The following is a 22,988-nucleotide window of genomic DNA, read 5'->3' as shown; positions in this document are numbered from 1 at the left end:
TCTCAGCCCCGACGCCGTCGGTACGGTTGCGTGCGGAGCTCCTCGTAGCCCGGCCGGTCCCCGCCCGTGAAGCGCTCCCAGGCGGTCTCGAACAGCTCGCCCGGCGGCACCTCCGCGACGACCGCCTCGTGGACCGGCTCCACCCGCGGCGCGTCCCGCAGCGCGTACAGCGGCGCCTTCCACACCTCCATCGGCAGGAACGGGGCGGTCGCCTCCAGCCAGCCGCCCGGCAGGAAGTACGCGCGCCGCGCACGTGCCCGCTTCGCCTTCACGACGAAGCCCCGCGCCACCAGCGGGGCTGCCGCCCGGTCACGGTCGCGGGCCGACCAGCCGTTCCACCGGTCCACATCCGCATCAGTGGGGGCGTGCAGCGCGAGCAGCTGCAGCCAGTAGCGGGCCGACGGCTCGTCGAGGCCCAGCGCGTCGCGGACCGCGGCCACCGTCGCGGGCGCGGAGACCAGCGGGTCCTGCCCCCAGCCCTTGCCCGGCCGGCGGAGCCAGGCGACGTAGGGGGCCACGTCGCCGGAGAGGAGCGTGACCACGCGACGGAGCCGCTGCAGCCCCTCGAGCGGGGGCTGCAGCGGGGCCAGCTGCGCCATGAGCGAGGGCCAGTCGGCGACCTTGGCCGGGTCGAGCGTCCAGAGGTCGTAGTCGCGGCGCGGGCTGACCGCGAGGGCGGGCGAGATCGTCGACAGGTCCCGCTCGGAGGCGGGCCGCCAGTCGAGCTGCCACGTCTCGCGGCGGGCCCGGTCGGCCAGGGCCTCGAACCGGTCGGCCACCCAGGGCCGCAGCGGGTCGTCGAGGCGGAGCCGGGCGGCGAGCCAGAACAGCATCGAGGCCGACGCGTGGATCTCGCCGTCGCCGTCGACGAGCGACTGCAGCATCCGGGCGCCGCCGTAGCGGACGGCCTGGTCGGCCTCCGCGAGCAGCTCGCCGGGCAGCGACACCTTCCCCGGAGAGCGCTCCCGCCAGATCCAGACCATCGCGTCGATGTCGGGGCCCTCGGTGACGAGCCGCATCGGGTCGCCGGCGCCCATCGTGTACATGTCGAACAGCAGCCGGAAGTCGACGGTCCGCAGGAACTCGCGCGCGGCCGCCGCCTCGGCCACCTTGAGACCCAGCAGCTCGCGGAGCTCCTTGGACAGGAAGTTCTTCTGCCAGCTCCGGACCCCCTGCATGCCGGCGAGGAACAGCGCGGCGGCGGCGCGGGACCAGCCGGTGCCGGCGGCGAGCCGGTCGGCCCGGGTCGGGTCCCACTGCGGTCCGCCCCGTTCGAGGAGGCTCCGGAAGGCGCGGGTGAAGTGGCCGAGGTCGAGCGTGGGGCGGGCGCCGAGGAACAGGACGAGCTCGGCCCCGTCCACCCTCGCCGGGTACTCGCCCGAGGGCCAGATGACGTAGTGGGCGGCGGTGCGGAAGTCCACCCGCGCCACCAGCCCGCGCTGCCGTCCGTGCGCGATGACCGTGCCGGCATCGCGCTGGCCGACATTGGCGCGGCCGGTCTGGAACCAGGTGACCATCGTGCGGTTCGTCGCGAGGCCGGAGTCCTTCAGCGCGCCGAACAGGGCGGCGGTCCCGCGGATGACGTCGGGGTCCTGGAGCGGCGCGGCGGCGAGGGCGAGCAGCACGTCGGGGCGGGCGGCCACCTCGGGCAGGACCTCGAGCCCGTAGGAGCGGGTGCCGGAGCCCCGGGCACCGGCGGCGAACCCGACGATGTCGTCGCGGGTGACCTGCTGGCCCCAGTGCGCGTGCGGCAGCCAGTTCACGACGTCGAGGCGCGGCGCCCACTCGGAGAACGTCCCGGCCGGGGCCGACTTCGGCACGTCGAGCGTCGCCTCCACGGCTGCGACGAGGAACTTCACCTTCGCCGCGAGCCACGCCACGCTCGCGAGCAACGTCTCGTCGCGGGTGCCGAGCAGCTTGCCGGCGGCGGCGAGCGCGGCGCGGGTGAGCCGCTCGTCGCCGTGCTTCTCGGGGTCCACCTGGCCGAAGGAGGCCGACGTGTGGCTCGCCCTGAGCAGCGGCCCCACGTCGCGGGCGGTCACCGACCGCATCCTGCGGCTCGCGGCCTCGTCGCGCACGCGGAACTGGTGCCAGCCGGAGCCGTGCACGTCGTGGAGGAAGTGGTGCCGGCCGTGCTCGTCGAGCGCGCGGCCGACGGGGGCGGCGCCGTCGGCGGTGCGCAGACCGCCGTCGGGCGTGACGACCCAGGCGCCCCCGCCGGGCCGGGCGAGGCGGCCGATCGGGTTGTCGTGGGTGGCGCCGTCGAGCTCGAGCACCGCACCCGAGGCCTCGAGGGCGCGGATGCGACGGTGCGGGCCGCGCAGGACGATCCAGCCGTGGACGCCGTCGGCGGTCGGCAGCAGGGAGCCGGCGGTGGTGGGGGTGGTGGGTCGCCACGTCGTGGGCCCGAAGCTGAGGTGGTAGCCCTCGCGGAGGTGCGGCTCGGCGATCCGCGCCAGTTCGGCGGGGAGCGATTGCCGGCCGCGGCGGCCGGTGGCGGGGTCGATCTCGGCGACCTGGCCGGTGTCCTCGAGGGTCCAGTAGGTGGTGCCGTCGCTGAGGGTCATCGACGGGTTGAGGAACACCTGCTTCGCATCGCCGACGCGCTGGACGGCGCGGCCGCAGAGCCGGGCTCCGCCGACCTCGATCGAGGCGGCCGGGCTCTGGAAGCCGAGGTGGGTGGGCTCCTGCTCGTGGTGGCGGGCGGGGTCGCTCGCCCAGGTGAGGTTGTTCTTCCAGCCCGACCCGCCCCAGAGGCAGCCGACCACCCCGTCGACCAGCGTGTAGCGCCACTTCTCCGGCTCCCGCGCGCCCTGCGGCGCGAAGCGGGCGCTCGCGACGACGCGGTCGCCGTCAACGAACCGCACCCCGCCTGCCGCGGCGACGCCGATCGCGGGCCACGCCTCGTGGAAGGTGGGCGCCTTCCCCGTGGCGCGCCGCAGGTCCTCGGCCGCCGCCTCGAGCGCCGGCCAGCCGAGCTCGGTCAGCAGCCCGTGGCGGAGCGCGCCGGCGAGGAGCTCGGGCCCGTCGATGTGCTTGGCGAAGGCGCGCAGCCCGTCGGCCACGACCCTGCGGTCGGGCATCGCCATGAGCGGCCGCAGGCGCTGGAACTCCTCCCAGACGGCCATCGCGGTCGGCTCCGAGCCGAGCCGCGGGTGCGCCCAGCGGCGCAGGAGCTCGCGGCTGCCGGAGTGCTGCAGCACTGCGGGCGGGACCTCCGTGCGGAGCAGCCAGTCGAGGTTGACGCGGGCGGCGAGGGCCTCGTCGGCGGCGAGGAATTCGAGGTCGGCGCGCTCGGACGCCTTCACCCAATGGTCGAGCCCCAGCGACAGGTGGGCGGGCAGCTCGACGCGCGCCCCCGCCGCTAGGAGGGCGTCGACGAGCTCGGGCTGCGGGCTGCCCTGGCCGGCGAGCCGCACGTCGGCGCCGCGCAGGCCGGGGAGCGTGCGGAGGAGGAGCGCGAGCGCGCGCGGGTAGGCGCTGTGGTAGGTGAGGCTGCCGAGCATGCGGGTGGCCCAGTCCGCGGCGTCGCGCTCGCCGCGGCGCAGCTCGTCGAGGACGCCGGTGGAGTCGAGGACGGTCAGCCAGCCCTCGACGTCGCCGCCGGTGGGGTTGGTGCGGAAGAGGGTGTCGCGGAGCGCGGGGTCCGCCTTGGCGAGGCGGGTGAGGGTGCGGCCGAAGCCCTTCCAGAACCCGACGGGGGCCCGCCTCGTCGCGGCCTCGCGGGAGAGCGCGGCGAGGAAGTCGGGCTCGGCGTCGTCGGCGGCGGCGCCGGCGGCCTTGATGAGGCGGCGCAGGTCGGTGGCGGTGGTGGCCGACGGCGGGAGGCCGCCGCGGGCGCGGTCGATGGTGAGCTGCCGGTAGCTGTCGAGGGCGTCGGCGGGCTCGAGGTGGGAGAGCGCGGCGACGAGTTCCTTGGCGCTCAGCGCCCCGGCGAGCGCGAACTCGAGCAGGACCGCACGGTGGTGTTCCTGGTCGATCGGGAGGCCGTGGACGCGCTCGGCCTCGCGGGCCTTGGTGAAGAACTGGGTGGCGAGGCGCTGGTTGTCGGCCTCGAGGAAGTGGCGGGCGGCCTCCTCGAGGAAGGTCGGCAGGAAGTGCGGGGCGGAGCGGTCGAGCTGGCCGGCCATGGCGAGGATCTCGTCGCGGGCGTTGCCGGGCTTCGACCTGGCCTGCCGGGCGGCGCGCTGCAGGCCCTGGACCAGGTTGAGGGCGTGGCGGGCGTTGGCGGGGTCGGTGATGATGGCGCGCGCGGGGAAGCCCACGGCGCGGTTGGGGACGTGGCCGACGGGGACGCCGCGGTCCGCGCGGAGGCCGAAGGTCTCCAGCGTGAGGTCCTCCACCTCGGCGAGATTGTCGGGGACGAGGCGGACGACCCGGCGGTCGCCGAGCAGGTCGGAGGCGTAGTGGCGGGCCTGCAGGACCACCTCGTCGGTGCTCACTTGGCCTCCTCGAGCTTGCGGGCGGCGTGGATCGCGCGGGCCATCCGGACCCCTTCGGAGTAGGCGACGGGGCCGACCTGCGCGACCGGGGCGAGCGCGCCGTCGACGAGCCAGTGCAGTTCGCCGGTCACGGCCTCGGCCTCCGGGTGCTCGGCGCCCACCCAGTAGCGGGCGGTGGTGCGGCGGCCCGCCTCGTGGATCGTGGTAGTGATGTAGCCGCCGGAGAGGCCGTAGCCGAGCGACGAGGCGCGGGAGGTCGCGTGGCGCTGCTGCTCGAACGCGGCGCCGCCCCAGTCGTCGACCGCGGTGACGTGGTCGGCGGGGAGCGGGTCGGGGAGGGGGTGCACCTCGCGGAACAGCTGGTCGAATCGCTGCCGGACGCCGAGCTCGGCGGCGAAGCCGCGCCAGTCGTCGAGGTCGGGCAGGAGGGCGGGGTGCGGGATGCGGACGGTGTCGGCGGCGACGGTGGCGGATTCGCCGTCGAGGTCGACGATGCCGAGGCCCTCGCCGTCGGCGTGGCGGAGCAGGCCGGCGGTGCCGTCGTCGGTGGCGACGACGAGGTCGCGCAGCCACGACCGCCACGACTCGTCGGCCCACACCTCGGTGACGAGCCGCAGCGGCACCGACTGCGAGCGGAGGAACCAGCGCTCGACCTCGCGCCCGGCCTGCTCGTCGTGGAGGTGGAGGAAGGTGAGGAGGTTGTCGAGCTGGGCGTACGCGTCGGTCTTCTTCGCCTTGGGCGGGACCGACTTCAGCTGTCGGCCGCTGTCGTTGCGGGCCACGATCTCGCGGTCGATGATCGCCAACTCATGGCCGGTGTCCACTGCGAACCAGCGCATTCTCGTCCCTCGCTTCTCGCTCGTGGATTCACGCGGAGCCTAGCAGCGCGCGAGCGGGACAGAAAGGGGTTGCGCGCATCGCGTCAGGAGGGCACGATCCGGACGCAGCAGCGACCCGGTGCGGGGTCGAGCACCGCGCGGCGGTCGGAGCCGGTGGCCTCGGCCACGGCGGTGAGGAGGTCGAGGTTCATGCCGCAGACGCGGGCGGTGTGCGACTGCACCAGCCGGTGGAAGGGACAGTTGCGCATGATGACGCTGCCGTCGGGCTCCTCGACCGGGACGTAGCCGAGCTCGGTGAGGGCGTCGTCGAGGCGGAGTTCTTGGCCTATCCCGCGTCCCACCTCCGTGGCCGCCGACCGCAGCGCATCCTCGATCGGCTCGCCCGAGGCCGCAGACTCTTCCACGGCCGCGACGAGGATCTCCGCGGCGAGGTCGTAGTGGCGGCGGGGGAGGGAGACCGACACCTCTGCCTCGGCCAGCGCGTACAGCTTCGTGGGCCGGCCGGAGCCGGGCCCCTGGCGGCCGGACAGCCGGCGGTAGCTCACGTCGAGGAGTCCCTCCTTCGCCAGGCGGTCGAGGTGGAAGGCGGCGGTGGCGCGGGGGAGATCGAGGGCGGCGGCGGCGTCGTCGCGGCTGACGGGGGCGTCGGCGGAGGCGACGAGGTCGTACAGCGCCCGGCGGGTGGGGTCCGCGAGCGAGGCGACGGCGGAGAGCGTCTCGGCGTGGTTGTGCTTGGCCATCGTGACCCCAGATCTAAAAACAAAAACCGTTGACTCAAGAGTAGCGCAGATCTAAAATAGGTGACACCTACTTTTAGAAGGGACGAGTCATGCTCACCACCCAGCAGGCAGACATGGCTGTCCGACCCGGGCTCCACAGCTCGAGCCGCCAGGCCTACCTACTCCTGCGCACCATCTTCACCGTCGCCCCGATCCTGTTCGGGCTCGACAAGTTCTTCAATGTCCTCGTCGACTGGACCCAGTACCTGGCCCCGTTGGCGACCGACATCATCCCCGTCTCCCCGCAGCTGTTCATGTACGGCGTCGGGGTGGTGGAGATCCTCGCCGGCATCCTCGTGGCGGTCTCCCCGCGGATCGGTTCCCTCGTGGTCGCCGCCTGGCTGGCCGGCATCATCGTCAACCTGCTGATCCTGGGCGACTTCTACGACGTGGCCCTGCGCGACTTCGGCCTCCTCGTCGGAGCCCTGGCGCTCAACCGGCTGGCCACGGCGCACCACCACGAGGAGGTCTGAAAAGTATGGGGTGAGATTCCTGCCACTTGGCCCCCGCCAGGAGCCTCTGTGGCAGAAATCTCACTCCATGATTTCGGCCCTTCGAGACGCTCGCTGACGCTCGCTCCTCAGGGACCGGACTGAGCTGCCGCCAACGGTGGCTGAGGAGCGACGAAGTCGCGTCTCGAAGCCCCGGTGGCGGACTCAGCGGAGTCGTTCCCCGTGGGCGAGCTCGAACAGGTGGCGGAGGACCTTGCCGTTGCTCGAGCGCAGGCCGTCGTGCTCGTACTCGTTCGTGACCCAGGCGCTCACGTTGGGCAGCAGCTCGGCGGTCTCCATCGAGTGCTCCAGTGGGACGTACACGTCGCCGTAGTAGACGGCGGCGGCGCCGCGGGCACCGGAGAGGCGCAGGGCGTTCTCGTCGTACAGCTTCGGCCAGTCGACGTCGGCGAGCGCGTTGGCCACGTCGGACCACGGCCGCCAGGCGGGGAGCTCGTCGAACCACTCGGGCATGAGGTGCTCGCCGGTCAGCAGCAGGGGGTCCTCGTCGAACTCCTCGGGCCGCACGCGCGCCGCGGCCCAGGCCGTGCGGACCCCGTCGGCCATGCTCGACTCGTGCAGGATCAGGTACAGCGGGTTGCGCAGGTGGAACGGCAGCGTGTCGTGGAGGTCGTGGCGGAAGGCGTTGCTCCACGGATCGTGCTCGAGCAGCCAGTGGAGCCGCTCGGCACCGTTGCTCATGCCGAGCAGGTGGCCGAGGCTCTTCAGCATCGACGGGGAGACCGCGTCGCCGTTGGGGAGGCGGAGTTCGCCGTCGAAGGCGAGGTCGTGCAGCTGCTGCATCCGCTCGGCGTCGTCGGGGTACCAGCGGAAGTACTGGCGCGACTTCTCGGCCATCTTCTCGTACGTGAGCGCGTAGATCTCGTCGGCGCTGCGCCCGACGGCGGGCAGGCCGCCGGTGAAGTAGGCGTGCGCGATCGAGTCGGGGAACCTCGACAGGTAGTGGGTGGTGCAGAATCCGCCGAACGACTGCCCGAGCAGCGACCACTGGTCGACGCCCAGCAGCTCGCGGAACGCCTCGCAGTCGCGGACGATGGAGTCGGCGCGCAGGTGGGTGGCGTACTCCGTCGCCTCCGACACGCTCATCTCGAGCAGCTCGTCGCCGACGGGGGTGGACAGGCCGGTGCCGCGCTGGTCGATCATGACGACGCGGTAGCGCTCGAGGGCGGTCTTCAGCCAGCTGGGGTTGCCGTCGCCGGGGCGGGGCGCCTCGCTGCCGGGCCCGCCCTGCAGGTAGACGAGGTACGGCAGGTCCTCGCCGTCGCGGCGGGTGATGACGCGGGCGAACACGTCGATCATCCGCAGGTCCGACTTCGCACCCCACACGAGCGGCAGGGTGAGTCGGTGCTTCTCGATACGAAGTCCGTGGGTGTACTCAGCCATTCGTTCCTACCTCGGTGTCCGTCTCTGGATACTTGCTGCGGTAGAAGCCGACGATCATGTCGACCACCTGCTCATAGGTCACGGTACCCGTGTTGATCACGAGGTCGTAGTACTCGTCGGCATTGGGGTCCCACTGGTAGAGGTTGCGCGACATCTCGGCCCGCACCCGGTCCTCGACGGCGATCCGCGACTCCGCCTGCGACTGGCTGAGGCCCGTCTTCGACATCACCCGCTCCACCCGCTTGTTGGTGGGGGCGGTGAGCCGGACGTGCAGGGTGCCGACGCCGCGGCCCAGCACGAGCGCGCCGTTGCGGCCGGCGATCACGGCGCCGTCCTCGGCGAGCTTCAGGAGCTCGACGCGGTTGGCCTGGGCGAGCGAGAAGTCCTCGGCGACGCCGAGCGCGCGGGCGAGGTCGGCGTCCTGGGTGCCGGTGAAGGAGACGGTGCGCAGCCAGCGGTCGAAGGCGTTGTCGGAGGACAGCGCGGAGATCTCGACCTTGGCCACTTCGTCGGAGCTGAACTTCTGTGGCACGTACTTCACGCCGAGCTTCTCCGCGAGGCGGGGGCCGATGTCGGTGGCTCCGGAGCCCTCGAGCTCGAAGATCGTGACGACGGGCAGGACGCCGCGCGACGGGGGGCGCAGCAGGAGGTCGCGCTGGTCGCCGAGCTCCTCGACGACGACGCGGCCGAGGTCGACGCCGTAGGCAGTGCTGACCGCGCCCTCGGAGCGGCGGGTGTTGAGCTCGCGGACGATGCCGCGGTGCTCGTCGACGCTCAGGTTGTACCAGAGCATGACCACGAGGGCGAGGATCGCGAGACCGGCGGGGAGGATGCCGGTGGCGAGGCGGATGCCTTGGAGCGCGGACTCGGACTGCACCTCGGCGCCGCCGACGTAGCCGAACGCGCCGATCACGGCCGCGCCGGCCCAGCCGCCGACGCCCTGGCCGGTCTTGCGGATGAAGGAGAGGATCGAGTAGGAGCCGCCCTCGGCGCGGAGGCCGGTCTTCCACTCGCCGAAGTCGACGGTGTCGGCCTGCATGGAGAACATCAGCGCGTTGGTGCCGCCGCTGCCGAGGCCGAAGAGGAACCAGGCGACGATCGCGAAGACGAGGTTGCCGTCGGGGACGAAGTAGATGAGGACGAACGCGATGGTGATGACGACCGCGGCGCCGACGTAGCCGTTGCGCTTGCCGAAGCGGGTGGTGATGCCGGGCACGAGGGAGGCGACGATGACGGTGCCGACGGTCTGGGCGAGGGCGAGGAACGTGTACCAGGCGGCGTTGCCGAGGACGTAGCGGGCGTAGTACATGCCCACCGCGTTCATCGTGAAGATCGAGGCGAGCAGGAAGAACGCGCCGAGGCAGAGGACGATCAGCGGCCGGTTCTGGCGGATCATCGTCATCGTGCGCTTCAGGGAGATCTTGGTGGCGCTGCGGGGCACCACCTCACGCGCGTTCTTGAAGCAGATCAGGTACAGGATCACGGCGAGGACCGCGAGCGCGATCGTCGTGAGCGTGAAGCGCAGGCGCACGTCGTCGCCGGTGGTGTCGTTGAACTGCGGCGCGACGACGGCCGACAGCAGCACGCCGGTGACGGCTGAGGCGATGGACCGGGCGCCTGAGAGCTTGGAGCGGTCGACGGAGTCCTGCGTCATTGCGGCCGACAGCGAGCCGTAGGGGATGTTGACGAACGAGTAGGCGAGCTGGAACAGCGCGTCGAACAGGAAGATCCAGGCGACGGTGAGCGCCGGGCTCAGGCCGGCCGGGGCGCTGAACAGCAGCACGAACACGATCGCCAGCGGCGTGGAGCCGAACAGCAGCCACGGGCGGAGGCGGCCCCAGCGCGTGTTGATCCGGTCGACGGTCTGGCCGGCGATGAGGTCCGCCGCGCCGGCCCAGATCTTCGTGATGCCGTAGATGGTGCCCGCGACGCCGGCGGAGAGGCCCGCGATGTCGGTCATGTACACCATGAGGAACATCGAGGTCATCATGAACGACAGGTTGTTCGCCACGTCGCCCAGCGAGTAGGCGAAGACCTTCCCCCTCGAGAGGGTGCCGGTGCTCTTGCTTGCGTTCTTCGACATCTCTCGCTCACCTCGTTGGCAACTTTCCGTGGTCCTTCGAACTCTACGAGTCCGTGTCCATCGGCGCCTTCTGGTGCCGGAAATTGCCTATGGTCCTACCGAGTTCCGGTTGGGGGAGGTGCATGCCAACCGATCCCTGAGGAGGAGCGGAGCGACGTCTCGAAGGGTCAGGCCAACCGGTCCCTGAGGGGGAGAGGAGCGACGTCTCGAAGGGCCAGGCCAACCGGTCCCTGAGGAGGAGCGGAGCGACGTCTCGAAGGGGCCGGCGGCTGCCTCAGCCCTCCACCGACTCCTCCGGCGACGGTTCGGGCTCGAAGGTCACGATGGGCGGCGGCTCGGGAAGAAGAGGGGGCGGGGACTCGACCTCGGTCTCGGTGGGTTCCGGCCCGGGCTCCGGTGCGGTCGACGAGGGGCGTTCCGACGGTGAGGGCTCGGCCGTCGTCGGCGCGGGAGCAGTCGTCGACGCCGCCTCGCTGGGCGTTGAGGCGGTTGGCGTGGACACGGGCACGGTGCGCCGCTGCGGGCGTTGAGCAGGCGTGCTCGACGACTCGGTCGCCCGCTGGGCTGGAGGCGTCACCTCGGCCGCCGACGTCGACACGGCATCCTGTCCCACCTCGGCGTCAGCGGAAACGGACGCTGAGGAGGACGGCGATGGGGCGGGCGATGAAGGCACCGGTGTCGGCGACGGCGAAGCCCCGGACGGCGACGGGCTGGTCGAGGGCTCTGCCGACGGAGCGAGTGGCGCGACCGGGCGCGGTCCGGCGTCGACCGGACGGGTGGACGTGAGCGCTAGTGCGCTCAGTGTGATCGCCAGCCCAGCCAGCAGGACCAAGCCGACGGCGGTCCACCACCGCTTCGACCGCAGGACGCGCATCGTCGACTAGCGGTACTGCTCGTAGTAGCTGGCCATGTCGTCGTTGCGCAGGGCGTCCTTGAGCTTGACGATGCGGTCGGAGTCCACGACGACGATCGACTGGCCGTCGGACGAGGTGTCGGTGCCGGCCACCGGGAACTGGAACGACTTGATGTTGTTCGCGTTGGTGCCGAGGCCGAGACCGAGGTCGATGATCGCCTGGTTGGTGAGCCCGGCGTCGACGGTGAAGTTCGGGCCGAGCGTGGTGATGGCGTCGCGGAACTTGCCGGGATCGGTCAGGGTACCGGCGGAGGCGAGCTTGTCGACGACGGCCATGACCACGGCGCGTTGCCGCTCGGCGCGGTCGAAGTCGCCTTGTGGGAGGTTGTATCGCTCCCGGACGAACACGAGGGCGCTCTCACCTGTGAGCTCCACCTGTCCCTCCGGGAAGGTGAATCCGCCGCTGCTGGTCGCGTGACGGTTCTGCACGGTCACGCCGCCGAGGGCGTCGATGACGCGGGTGAAGCCCTCGAAGTCGATGATCACCGTGTGGTCCATGGGGACGTCGAGCAGGGCCTCCATGGTCTCGATGGTGAGGCCGGCGCCCCCGTAGGAGTAGGCCGCGTTGATCTTCGCGTTGCCGCGGCCGGGGATCTGCACCCAGGTGTCGCGCGGGATGCTCATGAGGTAGGAGCCGGAGCGGTCGCCGGGCACGTGCAGGAGCTGCAACACGTCGGAGCGGCCGCGCTCGCCGCCGCGCGTGTCGGACCCCATCAGCACGATGTTGATGGGCGGATCGGATTCGCCCTCCTTCGTCGGCACCGGTGCCGGACGTGACGCGCCTTCGGTGGGCGCGAGCGACGGGTCCCGCTGGATCGAGTTCAGCCCGTCGACGGTGGCCTTGCCGTAGTAGCCGACAATCGCGACGACCGCTACGAGTACGAGCGCGAGGAGCACCATGACGGCGACGAACACCTTGCTGTCACGGAGCCGCTGCTTGCGGGTGGCTGCGCGGCGGGGGCGGTTCTCGCTGCCATCATCGTCGTGGTTGAAGAAGCCCTCGACACTCATCTGTGTTCCTCTTTCTTGGCTCCGAGCCGCTCGAGACTGTCGACGATGACGTCCAGGTTCGCGTCGATCTGGCGGGCGGCCGTGGCGGCCGCCTCCGGGCCTCGGCGGTACGGGTCTGCGACGTCGTCGCCGACCTCCGAGGACCGGTGGGACCAAAGATAGTCAACGAGCCCCTCGAGGGTCACTTCGGGAGGCAGTTGCGCCAGGACACGGGCCGCGTGCCCGATCACGAACGCCTTGCGGCCGAGCATGGGCCATTCGTCGAGGATCCAGCGACGGTGGTCGGCCGCCATCGTGAGGATGAGGTCGGTATCGGTGACCAGATCGCGGGTGAGCTGGCGTGCCTGGTGCGCCGACGTGTCCCCGCTGCTGACGTGCCCGGCCATCGGCGGGTCGATCCCCTCTCCTACGAGGGCATGCGTCCCGGCCGACGAGAACTCCAGCCCCGGCACGGCGCGGCCGCGGGCCACCACGTCGGCGTAGGCGGAGCGGCAGATGTTGGCGGTGCAGACGAACAACACCTTGAATGGTTTCGTTCGCCCGACCTCGGAGCCGCCCATCGTCGCCGCTGCCGAGACGTCCAGCGGGCGTGGCTGCTCCGCAGGACGGGGGAGGTGGTCGGCGATCTGCAGCCAGGCATTGCCCGGGCGGAAGCCTGCCTCCTTGAGACGGTCGAGAGCCAACACGCCGCCGTCGCCGGGGTCGTCGTCCTCGGGAGCCGGTACGCCCCGGACGAGCGACGTGTCCGCGCCGCTCAGTTGGAACACGCGCTGCGCCACGTCGAACCAGCTCACGATCTTGCCGTCGCCGGTCACGTTGTACGTCCCGGTGGCCGCGCCGAGGTCAAGCAGGTGGTTGATGGCGGCGACGAGCTGGTCGGCGAACGTCAGGCGTCCGTGGCGGTCGCGGATCACGGTCGGTGAGGTGCCGCGCCGGGCGGCGACCGCCATGTGTTCGACGAAGCTCTCCGTCCTGCCCATCACCCAGCCGGTGCGGATGATCAACGCGCGGGGCACGGTGGAGGCGATGAGTTCGCCGGCGGCGAGCGCCCGTCCCCGGGCGCTGTCCATGCTCAGCACGGCGTCGTCACCGTGGATGGGGGCTGCGCGCTCGAAGATCGGGTCGCTGGTGAGGTGGACGAGGCGCATGCGATGGCGGCGGGCCACGTCGGCCAGGCGCTGGAACCGCTCGGCGGCCTGGTGCCATGGGTCGGGGCGCTGGGGGGAGTCGGGGGTGCCGGTGGCCACGTCGCCGTGGGCGCTGAGCAGCACGTCGTACGCGGAGAGGTCCACTGAAGAGGCCGCACGCGGGGCGAGCTCGGCGGTGGTGATGCCGTCGGCGTGGGGGAGTTCTGCGAGGATGGCCCGGCCTAGGGGCGTCTCGGTGCCGGCGACTAGGGTGCGCCGTGGAGCCATCGGGGTTGCGAGCGCGAGGGGCGGGTTGAGGGTGTCGCGGTGGGCCACGACGGCCCGGGCGCGGGGGATGGGCCACTCGATGCCGAGAGCGGGGTCGAAGAGGTCGACGGCGCCCGCCCGGCTGCGCCCCTCGGGGGTCCAGTGCTGCTCCAGCAGGTAGGTGTACGTGCTGTCGTCCTCGAGGGTCTGGTGGGCGGTGGCGACGCCGCGTGGGACGAAGACGGCGATGCCGGGGTGCAGCTCGACGGTGAAGGTGCGGCCGAAGTGTTCACCCTCCCGCAGGTCCACCCACGCCCCGAAGGCCCGCCCGCGCTCCATCCCGACGATTCGGTCCCATGGCTCGGCGAGGAACCCTCGCGTGGTGCCGCGGTTCACGACGTGGGTGACGTTGTACTGCACGGGGTCGAAGTCGGGGAGCCCGAGGGATGTCATCTTGGCGCGGTGCCAGCCCTCCTTGAACCAGCCGTCGTCGTTGGGCTGCAGCCCTAGGTGGATGACGAGCAGCCCGGGGATGTCGGTGGGGCGGATGGAAAGTTCAGCCAAGGCAGCGGTTCCTACTGGATGGATCAGGACAGGGCTTCGACGACGGCGCGCGCGATTTCGTCCTGGGTTTCGGCGGTGAGGGTGTCGCCGTCTCCCGCGCCGGGCTGGCCGACGTTGATGAAGGTGCCGTCGACGGCCTCCACCGCAGCGCGGATGTTCTTCGCGTGGAGCGTGAGCCAGTACGGGGCGGGCGAGTCGCCGGTGACCGGGTTGATTGCGACGAGTTCCGCGTCGGGCAGCGCCTCGCGAAGCGCCGCGAAGTAGTCCGACGGGGCATCGTCGAGCGCGTAGTCGCCGTCCGCCGTGCCGCCGAAGGTGACGACGAGTTCGGGCTGGGCCTGCGCGATGAGGTCCACCGAGCCGCCGAACCGCGAGCAGGGTTCGAAGTCGCAGCTTCGCGGGGCTGACAGATACCCGCGACCGGGAGAGGCGAGGTTGACCACGTCGCCCCAGCCGAGTTCCTCTGCGGCGGTGGAGACCCAAGCCTCCTCACCGAGGGAGAAGGAATCGCCGATCACCACCACGGTGTTGCCGCTGGTTGCCGCGCTCTCGGATTCTGTCGGCTCTAGCGAGGGGGCGTCGCTCGTCGGCTCTTCGTTCGGCGCTGCAGAGGTTGGCTCGCTGCTTGGCTCTGGAGTGGGCGCCGGGGTGGGTTCGGCCGACGGAGTTTCGGGTGAGGAATCCGGCGCCACAGGCGCTCGAGTAGGCGCGGGCTCGGCCGGGACCGTACGGGTGGACAGGAGGGCGGCGGCGCTCAGAACGACCGCGAGGACGGCGAGGACGACCAAGCCGATGATGCTCAGCTTGCTCAAGTCGCGGGTGAAACGCATTGCCTGTCTTCCTGTCGCGATTCAGCGGGTGACCGGTTTGAGGTTAGTCTAGGGCGCGTTGCATCGTTCTCTATCGCGGCGAACGAGCGCGTCTGGATGGTGAACCCGGCCGTTGCCGGGCGTGTGTACACACAGAGGGAATTGGTTGATGGAGCTCCAGCAGTACTTGCAGATCGTTCGTCGATACTGGAGGAGCACACTGGCGACGGTCCTCGCCTGCATCGTCCTGGCTGCGCTCTTCACTCTGTTGCAGAAGCCCACTTACACGTCCACCTCATCGGTGTTCCTCACTGTGGAGAGCGGTGGCACCGCGGGTGAACTCTCACAAGGCGCCACATATGCAGAGCGTCAAGTCACCTCTTATGTGAGCGTGGCGACCACTGCACTCGTCCTGGATCCAGTGATCCAGGAACTTGAACTCGACAGCACGCCCGCGAGGCTAGCCGGCAAGCTGAGCGTCTCGGCACCGGCGTCGACGTCCATCATCAAGATTGCCGCCGAGGACGATTCGGCCACAGGAGCGGCTGAGCTGTCCAACGCCGTTGCCAACAGCCTGCTGAACGCCGTTGATGAACTCGCGCCCCCAGGCCCAGAAGGCAATCGGCTCGTCAGCGCCACAGTTATCGACTCCGCGCTCATCCCCGCTTCACCGTCCGCGCCGCGCCCTGCATTGAACTTGGCTTTGGGTGGCCTGCTCGGCGTGGTGCTTGGCCTCGGGCAGGCAATTCTCCGGAGTGTGCTGGACACGCGTGTCCGCACGACCGATGATGTCGCGGAGATTACTGAAGCTCCGGTGCTCGCTTCGATCAACACGATTGACACGTCTGCCGATAGGGCAGCGCCGGTCGACGGCGTGGCATGGGCGAACGCCGAGGCTTACCGGCGGTTGCGCACCAACGTCGGGTTTGTCGGGTTAGGAGGCGAACGCCGCTCCTCCATGGTCGTCACCTCTTCGGTCGCGGGGGAGGGTAAGACGCAGACCGCGACCAACCTCGCGCGCGTCTTGGCTGAAGCAGGCGAATCGGTACTGTTAGTAGACGCTGACCTGCGACGCCCGCAGGTAGCTAACCGCATGCGGCTCGACAGCCAGTTGGGGCTTTCGGACGTGCTTACCGGGCGGGGCAGACTCCAAGAGCTCGTCATCAACGTCATTCCGGGACGTTTGGCCGTGCTGCCAGCGGGCACGGTGCCTCCAAATCCCTCGGAACTGCTGGGTAGTGAAGCCATGGCCCATTTACTCACGTCCGTCGAGCGACAGTACGATTACGTAGTCTTCGACGCACCTCCCCTCCTGCCCGTCACAGACTCTGTTGTACTCGCCGCGCAGGCGGGCGGAGCCGTGGTGGTGGTACGCTCCGGTGTCGTTAAGACAACACAATTGGAGGGGGCAGTTGAACTCCTCAGGGCCGGTGAAGTGACGATATTCGGCATTGTTCTGAACGATGTCCCCCTGTCAAGAGCCGATGCATATGCCGGATACTACTCTTCCGTACATGACGAGGGCGTGGCTTGGAAGTGAGGCCTGCGAGCGAGGGAACTCGGCGACTTGCGATTGAGTGCCGCTCTGAGCGATCTGGACACATCGCCTTTGAGCTTACCCGCGTCGACACGCCACGAGTCAAGCGCCGCAAATCCTTGTGCGTGCCACGGAGAGCCTGATGGCGCCATATTTCGCTGCCATATTGGTGACGGTGGGTCTCAGCCTGGTGGCAGAAACGGTCCTCGGTAGCGAAGGACGGGTGGTCACATCGAGGCGCCTCAACCTTCGTTACATCGCCACTTTCTGCATGACGACCGTCACCCTCGTGCTTATACTGATGGCGGGTCTGCGCTGGATGGTGGGTACTGATTACGGCCAGTATGAGCGCAATTACGTAGAATACAGGGATGGTTTCCTCACATCACTTATAACATTTGATGAGCCAGGTATTCGACTCCTGGCCGTGGCCGCCTCTTGGATCAATGATGATCCAGCCATGATGTTCTTCTTAGCGGCAGTCATCACTGTTGGACTGGCTTTGAGGACTTATCTACGTAACACAGACGGGCCCATCGCATTCGTTCTGAGCCTATACATCCTCTCGGCCTCGTGGCACACCTCGTTCAACGCTGTCCGGCAGGCCTTGGCCATCAGTCTGATCTTTGCTGCGCACCGTTATATCATGCAGCGGCGATTCCTTGCCTATTCGGTCGTCGTAGCTCTCGCGACTTCGTTTCACCTGAGCGCCGCCGTGGCCATCCTGCTCTACTGGATACCCTTTCGAAAGATCCGCATCTCAGGGGTACTCTGGATCGTTGTGGGCACGGCGATGAGCTTCCTTGCCGCAGAGCAAATTTTGCGATTCGTCCTCGAAATCACGGGATTGGGCGTGACAGCCTATGTTCTGCGAACTGTCGATCCGGTGCGTGTCCTTATCGCCCTCGCGCCGTTGGCTCTCTACGCATCATATTCGCCCAAATCGACGGATGATAGCAAGACTTGGTTCTACCGAAACCTTGCTGTATGGCACGCCGCAATATCAGTCCCCTTTTCTACTAGCGCCTACCTATACCGCTACACCCTCTATACGATGATCTTCATGCCCCTTGCGCTTGCAGCACTCACAGAGTTCAAGCAACCCCTGTTGCGTCAGTGGGCACGTGTGGGGATCATTCTGTTATTCGGGGTAGTCTGGTATTACGAAGTATCTCAAACTCCAGACCTTAATCCCTTCAAGTGGATATGGGATCGGCCTTGATCGCAGACTCCAAGCGCAATGTGCTTCTTCAGAAATCCGAAGTCGAGCCACCAGGTGGTGACGTCCGCATGAACACCATGCCTCTTGTTTCAATCATCGTGCCCGTATATAACACTGAGAAATACGTAGCTGACTGCCTAGCATCCTTGCTTGATCAGACTTGGACAGATCTGGAGGTTCTATGCGTGGATGATGGGTCGACTGATTCGTCGCTCAAGATCATCCACGCTATTGCGGCCCGCGATCCGCGATTAGTCGTCATAACTCAGCCTAATGGGGGCGTCAGCTCTGCTCGTAACAGCGGATTGCGGCGCGCAAAAGGGACATATGTAGGCTTCGTCGACTCTGATGATACGGTGGATTATACGCTTATTGCTAGTTTGATGAGCCAGATGGGGCCCAACTGGGACATCGTGATCGAAGGTGCTAGACGTCCGGAGTCTGTCGTTGGGATTAAAGAGAAGGCCGATTTTGCGTCGAGGGTGCTGAGAAACGAGCTCCTTAATTCGCCGTGCGGAAGGCTCTATCGACGTTCGCTCATTGAGGAGTCCGGTCTGATTTTCGCTGAGGAGACCTCGTTGGGAGAGGACTTGCTCTTCAACGCCAGCTACCTAAGCCGTGCGCGAGGGGTAAGAACAATCTCGGGAAAGCGATACTTCATAAGGGAACGAGAGGGGTCCCTGACGCGGTCGTTTCGACCGAGCAAATTTGAAGAACTGATGTACGTACATGATGCGCTGAGGAGGATTCTTGAATGGGCCGCTTCTGCGCGAATGGATTCCGTCCTGAACTATCTTCGAATAAAAGCCCTTGCCTCTAGTCTGGCCTCAGCTCGCGCATCGAGAGTGATCAGAGATCATCGCGATATGTTTGCCCGGGCTAAGGCCATGAGGGAGTCGTATCCGCACCTGCCTGTCGACCTCGGAGACCCGCAAATGAGGGCAGTAGGCTGGGTGTACGCCCGACTCGGCCTGGTGCCACTTACCTGGCTTGTGGTGCTCAGCCGTTGGTTGCGGGAACTGACTCGGCACATTCTCAGATCAAAGTTTGTCAGTGCTGAATTGGGACGCCGCTCAACTAATAGCATGACGCGTGTGGAAGAACTGTAAGAATGAAGAGGATCCCAGCTATGAACATACGAGAACAAGTAGTAGCCGTAGCTCCGGAGTGGGCACTGAAGCGCGCGCGTTCAGTGTTCAAGGCGCTGGTAGGTCGCAGGGTGCAGCGTTACGATGCGACCCTCTTCAGGCGGTACCGTCTCCGTAGAGTCACCGGCGCCAACCTCTCCCAGCTAGAAGGTAAACTCACTTTCCACGCTCATGCGATCGAGAAGGGCCTTAGTCACAGTGTACTCCGTCCTCATTTCGGTCGTACGGCACTGACGCAGTTGGCCTTCGCGATGGAGGAATACTCTCGACAGGGGTACGGTAGAGAGCGTCGTACCTACAAGAACGCCCTATCCGCGATTGGCGCGTACGCGCAAGCTCATCGTGAGCTCGGTCTAGAGCCGTCCCTATTGAGTGAGATCTTCGACGAAGTAACCCTTGCTTACGCAGAGTCAAGTTCGGACGACCTCGCGGGGGTCACGGTCTTGGAGGGATCCTCGAAGAAGGACAACGGAGTAAAGAACTTCAAGGCCCTTTTCGAAGGTCGGTACAGCGTCCGTGAGTTCGCCGATGGCCCTTTGAGCGTGGAACGGATCCTGCCTGCTCTGAACTTGTCACGAAAAGCGCCATCGGTGTGTAACCGTCAAGCCTCACGGGTAAAGATCGTTACCGATGCAGTGCTGATTGACAAAGTTCTGAAGATTCAAGGGGGAATGACCGGCTACGCCACACCGCCAGCACTGTTGGTGGTTACAACGGATCTGGCAGCATTCTTGGAGCCCACCGAACGAAATCAGCCTTTCATTGATGGTGGAATTTATACTATGGCGCTTCTCCTGGCACTCGAACATGAGGAGCTCGCAGCCTGCCCCCTGAACGCCATGATGACGGGTCGAAATGAGGATAGGGTGAAGAGCCTTCTAGGTATTCCTGTTAGCGAGCGCCTGATCGTTTTTCTCGCTGTCGGGGAGTTTCCTCGAAGCGTGAAAGTCCCGATGTCGTTCCGGTTGCCAGTCGATGATGTTGTCCGGTTGCCAGTCGATGATGTTGTATCGCACATTAGCGAGTGATCGGTCGTCTTTCGCGGCGGGTGGCCCGATTCCGGTCGAAACGTCCACCCAATTCGGTCCTATGTTCTCACAGTTCCGTCCTGAGTGAGTTTCTGAATCACCAAGTGCCACCTACCGACACGTGGATCTAATCTCGCGACCATGCCAGCAGTCAGAGGAGTTACATCGCGATGAACACAGCGTCTTTCCCGCCAGATCATAGAGGCAAAGAAGTCCTAATATCTACCCTGTATCCCCTTGGTGGGAACTATGGCGGCCTAGCCCAGGCCTACGCGCTTCAAGAAGTTATTCGGGGCCTCGGTTTCTCTGTGCGCACCATTGACTCGGCGGGGAAATTCAGTTCAGGCCGCGTGGCGGCGCGAAAGATTCGTCGGCTTCTTCGCGAGCGTATCACGCGCCAGCAATTACCTCTTGAGCTAGATGAGACGCGGACCGCGTCAGTGCAGGAGTCTACACGCCGCTTCGTCCGGGAAAGAATGCGTACGATCGATCTATTTGGGCTCTCGCGCGCGCGTCGAGACGTCACGCTGCAGCAGACGCACGCGATCGTCGTAGGAAGTGATCAGGTATGGCGGGGGGGATACGCCGACGTTCGGCAGCAGCTCTTGGACTACGCCGTGGGCCACGACCTCATCCGGATGTCTTACGCAGCTTCGTTTGGCGCAGATCATTTGGTGCGCTATTCACCACGGCTAATTGCTCAGTCAGCGCGCTTGGCTCGGGCTTTTGACGCAATCTCTGTCAGGGAAGACACGGGGGTTGATCTTTGTGCCCGGCATTGGGGAGTGCAAGCTGATCACCACGTCGACCCAACGTTACTTCTCAAGGTCGAGGACTACAGATCATTGATAGAGACTAGCCCCGAACCGGTCACGCGCCGCAGTGGTGGCATATTCGTGTACGTACTCGACCGCAGTGAAAGTGCGAACGCAGTTGTCCATGACCTGGAGAGAAGCCTTGGTCTCGAATCGTTTGATATTCTGCCGCCACCAGCGCGTAGCTTAACGTCGTTCGATCGGCAGCCGGGCCGTTTCAGGATGAAGCCTGTAGAGGCATGGTTGGCTGCTTTCGCGGACGCTGATTACGTCGTCACCGACTCTTTTCATGGAACGGTCTTTTCCATCATTTTCAACAAACCTTTCATCGCGCTCGGTAACCGCTCGCGCGGTCTTGCGAGGTTTCGATCTCTTCTTGCGTCGGTCGGTCTTGAGGAAAGACTCTTCGATTCGGAGTCCTTCCCCGGCACGCTGCCGCCAGATCCCGACTGGTCGCGCGTGAACGAACGCGTAGCGGCAGGCCGAGAGCTCGGACTCCATTACTTGATGAGGCTATTAAATGATCGTCGCTGTAGTTGATCAGAACACCTTTGCTCTCATGGTGACGCGTCCCCACCTCCGTTTGTGTCTTAGTCAGCTACTTCGTCCGATGTTCGAGGCGGCGGTGAATGAAGGGTTTTAGTCGTCTTGCTTTGGTCGGCAGTCTTCTCGCCGTTGGGTCCGCTGCAGGAGCCCTATCCAAGTGGATCTTGGTTTGGTTGTCTGACCTTTTCGGCGGACCCTCGGCAGTAGGGGCGTATAGTCTTCTTTTGGCGGTTGGGACCCCGCTCTTCGTTGCGTCACAGTTGGGGCTGCGCACGATTTTGCTGACATCGCAAACTGCATGGCCTTGGCGCACTTATCTGACGCTGCGTCTCTTTGGCACGCTAGCCGCGGTAATCTGCCTCTGTCTCTTCGTGCTCGTCGTGCCAGCCATCCCGCTGAGCTTAGGGCTGGCTGTCGTCGCGCTCAAACTCTTCGACTCCATCGCGGACTTAGATTTCGCTCGCCTGCAGTATCATAACCATCTAGCGACGTTGGGCATACTTGGTGTAGCTGGAGCTCTTGTTTCGATCGTCGGCTCGATCTCTGCCGCTGCACTATTTCAGAGTGTGTTGGCGGCTGTTGTGGCGGCTGCATTAGCGTCTGCGGCGGTCGCAGTAGTTGCGACTGCGAGGGCGCGTCATTTGCCCTACTCCGCGAGCGCACCAGGGGGGTACCGCGCGATCCTGGGCGCCAGTATCCCGGTAACGAGTGCGCAACTGCTCGCTTCATTGTTGACGTATCTGCCCGTCTTGTTTCTCAGCATGTGGGGCGATCTCGCGACTGTAGGCATTTACGCCGGCGTTGCGTATGTGCTTACGGCTGCGGACTTGATGGGGTCGACGCTCGCCAAGTTGATGATATCGCCGTTGATGGAAGTGGCCAAAAATTGCGGGAGAGCAGCAGTCGCATCCACCAGCAGGCGGCTCACGCTGCGAATCATGATTGTCGGGCTCGGGATCTGCGCCGCTCTGATGCAGTGGGGGTCCGGCTTCTTCAGCTGGGTCTACGGTCCTGAGTTCGCGCTTCCCTGGTACTCGCTGGCTTTGTTTGCGCTGGCGGCCATCTTCATCGTCATGTCGTACACATTGTCGGTCTCTCTGAACGTTTTGAACGCGTATCTGAGCGTCACTGTCTCATTCGCCGCCGCATGCATTGTAGCTGTCGTCGTAGGGTCAATTCTTCACTCTTTCGGCGTACAGGGACTCATAGTGGGCCCCATGATGGCGGCCAGCGGCGCCGCGACAAGAGCCTTACTAATGTTATGGAGGGTCACGAAGGCTTCTCGGTGAGGGCATTCGGGGCTCTTCACAATCGAGGGTGTAGGTAGCGCGTTCGGGGGTTGCGGCGTGGCGTCTGGTTGAAGGGGTCGAGGCCCTCCGAAGATGGAAGTTCTCACACTGCCCATCGGGAAGACCTCGACGTGTCCGACGCTACCTTCACGCGCCCTGATCTGACTAGTTTTTGCCGCCTCGACGGACTCGGGCTGGAGGTCACCGGCCAACGCCTCGAGCCCGAACGGGCGATCTTGGCTTGTCGGCCGGTCGACGCCGATGACTGGTGCCACGAGTGCGGTGGCCAAGGCCGCGCTCGGGGCACGGTGGTCCGGCGCTTGTCGCAGGTGCCCTTGGGGTGGCGACCCACGATCCTGCACGTCAGGCGCCGGCGATACCGCTGTATCGAGTGCGGCCGGGTGTGGCGTCAGGACCTCACGGCGGCGGCGGAGCCGCGCGCGAAACTCTCCCGCGCGGCGCTGCGCTGGGTGCTGGAGGGGCTCGTGGTCCAGCACCTGAGCATGTCGCGCATCGCTGAAGGTCTCGACGTGGCGTGGAACACCGCCAACGACGCCATCCTCGCCGAAGGCCGGCGCGTCCTGCTCAGCGACCCGGCCCGGTTCGACGGGGTCGAGGTGATCGGCGTGGACGAGAGATAGGGTGGATGCTGTCGCTCGCGCTGTGATCCAGTC

Annotated in this window: 17 protein-coding genes and 1 pseudogene; 9 read left to right on the top strand and 9 right to left on the bottom strand. The window is 66.7% G+C overall.

Going from position 1 to position 22,988, the window contains the following annotated elements; all coding sequences use genetic code 11:
- Window positions 1-2: 2 nt before the first annotated feature.
- The 3 genes from BLR46_RS14530 to BLR46_RS14520 form a co-directional block, all read right to left on the bottom strand.
- Window positions 3-4,442 carry a hypothetical protein gene (locus BLR46_RS14530; RefSeq protein ID WP_093253793.1) on the bottom strand — a complete coding sequence of 1,480 codons (4,440 nt, stop codon included), beginning with the start codon at window positions 4,440-4,442 and terminating at the stop codon, window positions 3-5.
- Window positions 4,439-5,281: a DUF4132 domain-containing protein gene (locus BLR46_RS14525; RefSeq protein ID WP_093253790.1), complete on the bottom strand. Its 843-nt coding sequence runs from the start codon at window positions 5,279-5,281 to the stop codon at window positions 4,439-4,441. Before BLR46_RS14525 ends, BLR46_RS14530 begins: the two co-directional genes overlap by 4 nt.
- Window positions 5,282-5,364: 83 nt before the next feature.
- Window positions 5,365-6,021 (bottom strand): helix-turn-helix transcriptional regulator, encoded by a 657-nt coding sequence (locus BLR46_RS14520; protein WP_093253788.1) that lies wholly within the window; start codon window positions 6,019-6,021, stop codon window positions 5,365-5,367.
- An 89-nt stretch (window positions 6,022-6,110) separates the two neighbouring features.
- On the opposite strand from BLR46_RS14520, the gene BLR46_RS14515 reads away from it, so the two are divergent.
- Complete coding sequence (locus BLR46_RS14515) at window positions 6,111-6,533, top strand: DoxX family membrane protein (RefSeq protein WP_218118492.1); 423 nt, start codon at window positions 6,111-6,113, stop codon at window positions 6,531-6,533.
- 183 nt (window positions 6,534-6,716) lie between these two features.
- Here BLR46_RS14515 and BLR46_RS14510 read toward each other — a convergent pair whose 3' ends face one another.
- From BLR46_RS14510 to BLR46_RS14940, 3 genes are all read right to left on the bottom strand, one after another.
- On the bottom strand, window positions 6,717-7,955 hold the full coding sequence (locus tag BLR46_RS14510; protein ID WP_093253786.1) for an alpha/beta fold hydrolase: 1,239 nt from the start codon (window positions 7,953-7,955) through the stop codon (window positions 6,717-6,719).
- Entirely contained in the window at window positions 7,948-10,038 is a 2,091-nt protein-coding gene (locus BLR46_RS14505; protein ID WP_093253784.1) for a cytidylate kinase family protein, read from the bottom strand. Before BLR46_RS14505 ends, BLR46_RS14510 begins: the two co-directional genes overlap by 8 nt.
- A 274-nt stretch (window positions 10,039-10,312) precedes the next feature.
- Window positions 10,313-10,540 (bottom strand): hypothetical protein, encoded by a 228-nt coding sequence (locus BLR46_RS14940; protein ID WP_143008328.1) that lies wholly within the window; start codon window positions 10,538-10,540, stop codon window positions 10,313-10,315.
- Window positions 10,541-10,574: 34 nt separating this feature from the next.
- Between BLR46_RS14940 and BLR46_RS14500 the strand changes: the two genes are divergently transcribed.
- Complete coding sequence (locus BLR46_RS14500) at window positions 10,575-10,922, top strand: hypothetical protein (RefSeq protein WP_093253782.1); 348 nt, start codon at window positions 10,575-10,577, stop codon at window positions 10,920-10,922.
- Here BLR46_RS14500 and BLR46_RS14495 read toward each other — a convergent pair.
- From BLR46_RS14495 to BLR46_RS15160, 3 genes are read right to left on the bottom strand one after another with little or no spacing between them, the layout of a single operon-like run.
- Window positions 10,919-11,962: an LCP family protein gene (locus tag BLR46_RS14495; RefSeq protein WP_093253780.1), complete on the bottom strand. Its 1,044-nt coding sequence runs from the start codon at window positions 11,960-11,962 to the stop codon at window positions 10,919-10,921. The genes BLR46_RS14500 and BLR46_RS14495 overlap by 4 nt on opposite strands.
- Window positions 11,959-13,920 (bottom strand): dTDP-4-dehydrorhamnose 3,5-epimerase family protein, encoded by a 1,962-nt coding sequence (locus tag BLR46_RS14490; protein ID WP_176761805.1) that lies wholly within the window; start codon window positions 13,918-13,920, stop codon window positions 11,959-11,961. The genes BLR46_RS14495 and BLR46_RS14490 overlap by 4 nt, the downstream gene beginning before the upstream one ends.
- Before the next feature lie 23 nt (window positions 13,921-13,943).
- Window positions 13,944-14,438, bottom strand: coding sequence for an SGNH/GDSL hydrolase family protein (locus BLR46_RS15160; protein WP_176761804.1), 495 nt, complete (start codon window positions 14,436-14,438; stop codon window positions 13,944-13,946).
- A gap of 460 nt (window positions 14,439-14,898) precedes the next feature.
- Between BLR46_RS15160 and BLR46_RS14485 the strand changes: the two genes are divergently transcribed.
- The 7 genes and pseudogenes from BLR46_RS14485 to BLR46_RS14455 all read left to right on the top strand — a co-directional run.
- Complete coding sequence (locus tag BLR46_RS14485) at window positions 14,899-16,269, top strand: tyrosine-protein kinase domain-containing protein (protein ID WP_093253775.1); 1,371 nt, start codon at window positions 14,899-14,901, stop codon at window positions 16,267-16,269.
- Window positions 16,270-16,408: 139 nt separating this feature from the next.
- On the top strand, window positions 16,409-17,488 hold the full coding sequence (locus BLR46_RS14480; RefSeq protein ID WP_093253772.1) for an EpsG family protein: 1,080 nt from the start codon (window positions 16,409-16,411) through the stop codon (window positions 17,486-17,488).
- Window positions 17,485-18,597, top strand: a complete 1,113-nt coding sequence (locus BLR46_RS14475) for a glycosyltransferase family 2 protein (RefSeq protein ID WP_176761803.1) — start codon at window positions 17,485-17,487, stop codon at window positions 18,595-18,597. Before BLR46_RS14480 ends, BLR46_RS14475 begins: the two co-directional genes overlap by 4 nt.
- A gap of 407 nt (window positions 18,598-19,004) precedes the next feature.
- A complete protein-coding gene (locus tag BLR46_RS15155) occupies window positions 19,005-19,664 on the top strand; it encodes a nitroreductase family protein (RefSeq protein ID WP_176761802.1) in 660 nt (219 codons plus the stop codon).
- Window positions 19,665-19,834: 170 nt separating this feature from the next.
- Window positions 19,835-21,019 carry a polysaccharide pyruvyl transferase family protein gene (locus tag BLR46_RS14465; protein WP_093253765.1) on the top strand — a complete coding sequence of 395 codons (1,185 nt, stop codon included), beginning with the start codon at window positions 19,835-19,837 and terminating at the stop codon, window positions 21,017-21,019.
- Between the two features lie 230 nt (window positions 21,020-21,249).
- A complete protein-coding gene (locus BLR46_RS14930) occupies window positions 21,250-22,314 on the top strand; it encodes a polysaccharide biosynthesis protein (RefSeq protein WP_143008325.1) in 1,065 nt (354 codons plus the stop codon).
- A gap of 131 nt (window positions 22,315-22,445) precedes the next feature.
- Window positions 22,446-22,949: pseudogene (locus BLR46_RS14455) on the top strand (transposase); the annotation flags it as partial.
- Window positions 22,950-22,988: the final 39 nt, after the last annotated feature.

The sequence above is a fragment of the Tessaracoccus oleiagri genome, from assembly GCF_900103275.1.
GTDB lineage: Bacteria > Actinomycetota > Actinomycetes > Propionibacteriales > Propionibacteriaceae > Arachnia > Arachnia oleiagri.
This window is presented reverse-complemented; position numbering and strand designations above follow the sequence as displayed.

What these genes read in the sequence shown, in the direction of transcription:
- BLR46_RS14525 (WP_093253790.1), bottom strand. Translation starts at nt 5,281, where the DNA reads ATGCGCTGGTTCGCAGTGGACACCGGCCATGAGTTGGCGATCATCGAC.
- BLR46_RS14520 (WP_093253788.1), bottom strand. Translation starts at nt 6,021, where the DNA reads ATGGCCAAGCACAACCACGCCGAGACGCTCTCCGCCGTCGCCTCGCTC.
- BLR46_RS14515 (WP_218118492.1), top strand. Translation starts at nt 6,111, where the DNA reads ATGCTCACCACCCAGCAGGCAGACATGGCTGTCCGACCCGGGCTCCAC.
- BLR46_RS14510 (WP_093253786.1), bottom strand. Translation starts at nt 7,955, where the DNA reads ATGGCTGAGTACACCCACGGACTTCGTATCGAGAAGCACCGACTCACC.
- BLR46_RS14505 (WP_093253784.1), bottom strand. Translation starts at nt 10,038, where the DNA reads ATGTCGAAGAACGCAAGCAAGAGCACCGGCACCCTCTCGAGGGGGAAG.
- BLR46_RS14495 (WP_093253780.1), bottom strand. Translation starts at nt 11,962, where the DNA reads ATGAGTGTCGAGGGCTTCTTCAACCACGACGATGATGGCAGCGAGAAC.
- BLR46_RS14485 (WP_093253775.1), top strand. Translation starts at nt 14,899, where the DNA reads ATGGAGCTCCAGCAGTACTTGCAGATCGTTCGTCGATACTGGAGGAGC.
- BLR46_RS14480 (WP_093253772.1), top strand. Translation starts at nt 16,409, where the DNA reads ATGGCGCCATATTTCGCTGCCATATTGGTGACGGTGGGTCTCAGCCTG.
- BLR46_RS14465 (WP_093253765.1), top strand. Translation starts at nt 19,835, where the DNA reads ATGAACACAGCGTCTTTCCCGCCAGATCATAGAGGCAAAGAAGTCCTA.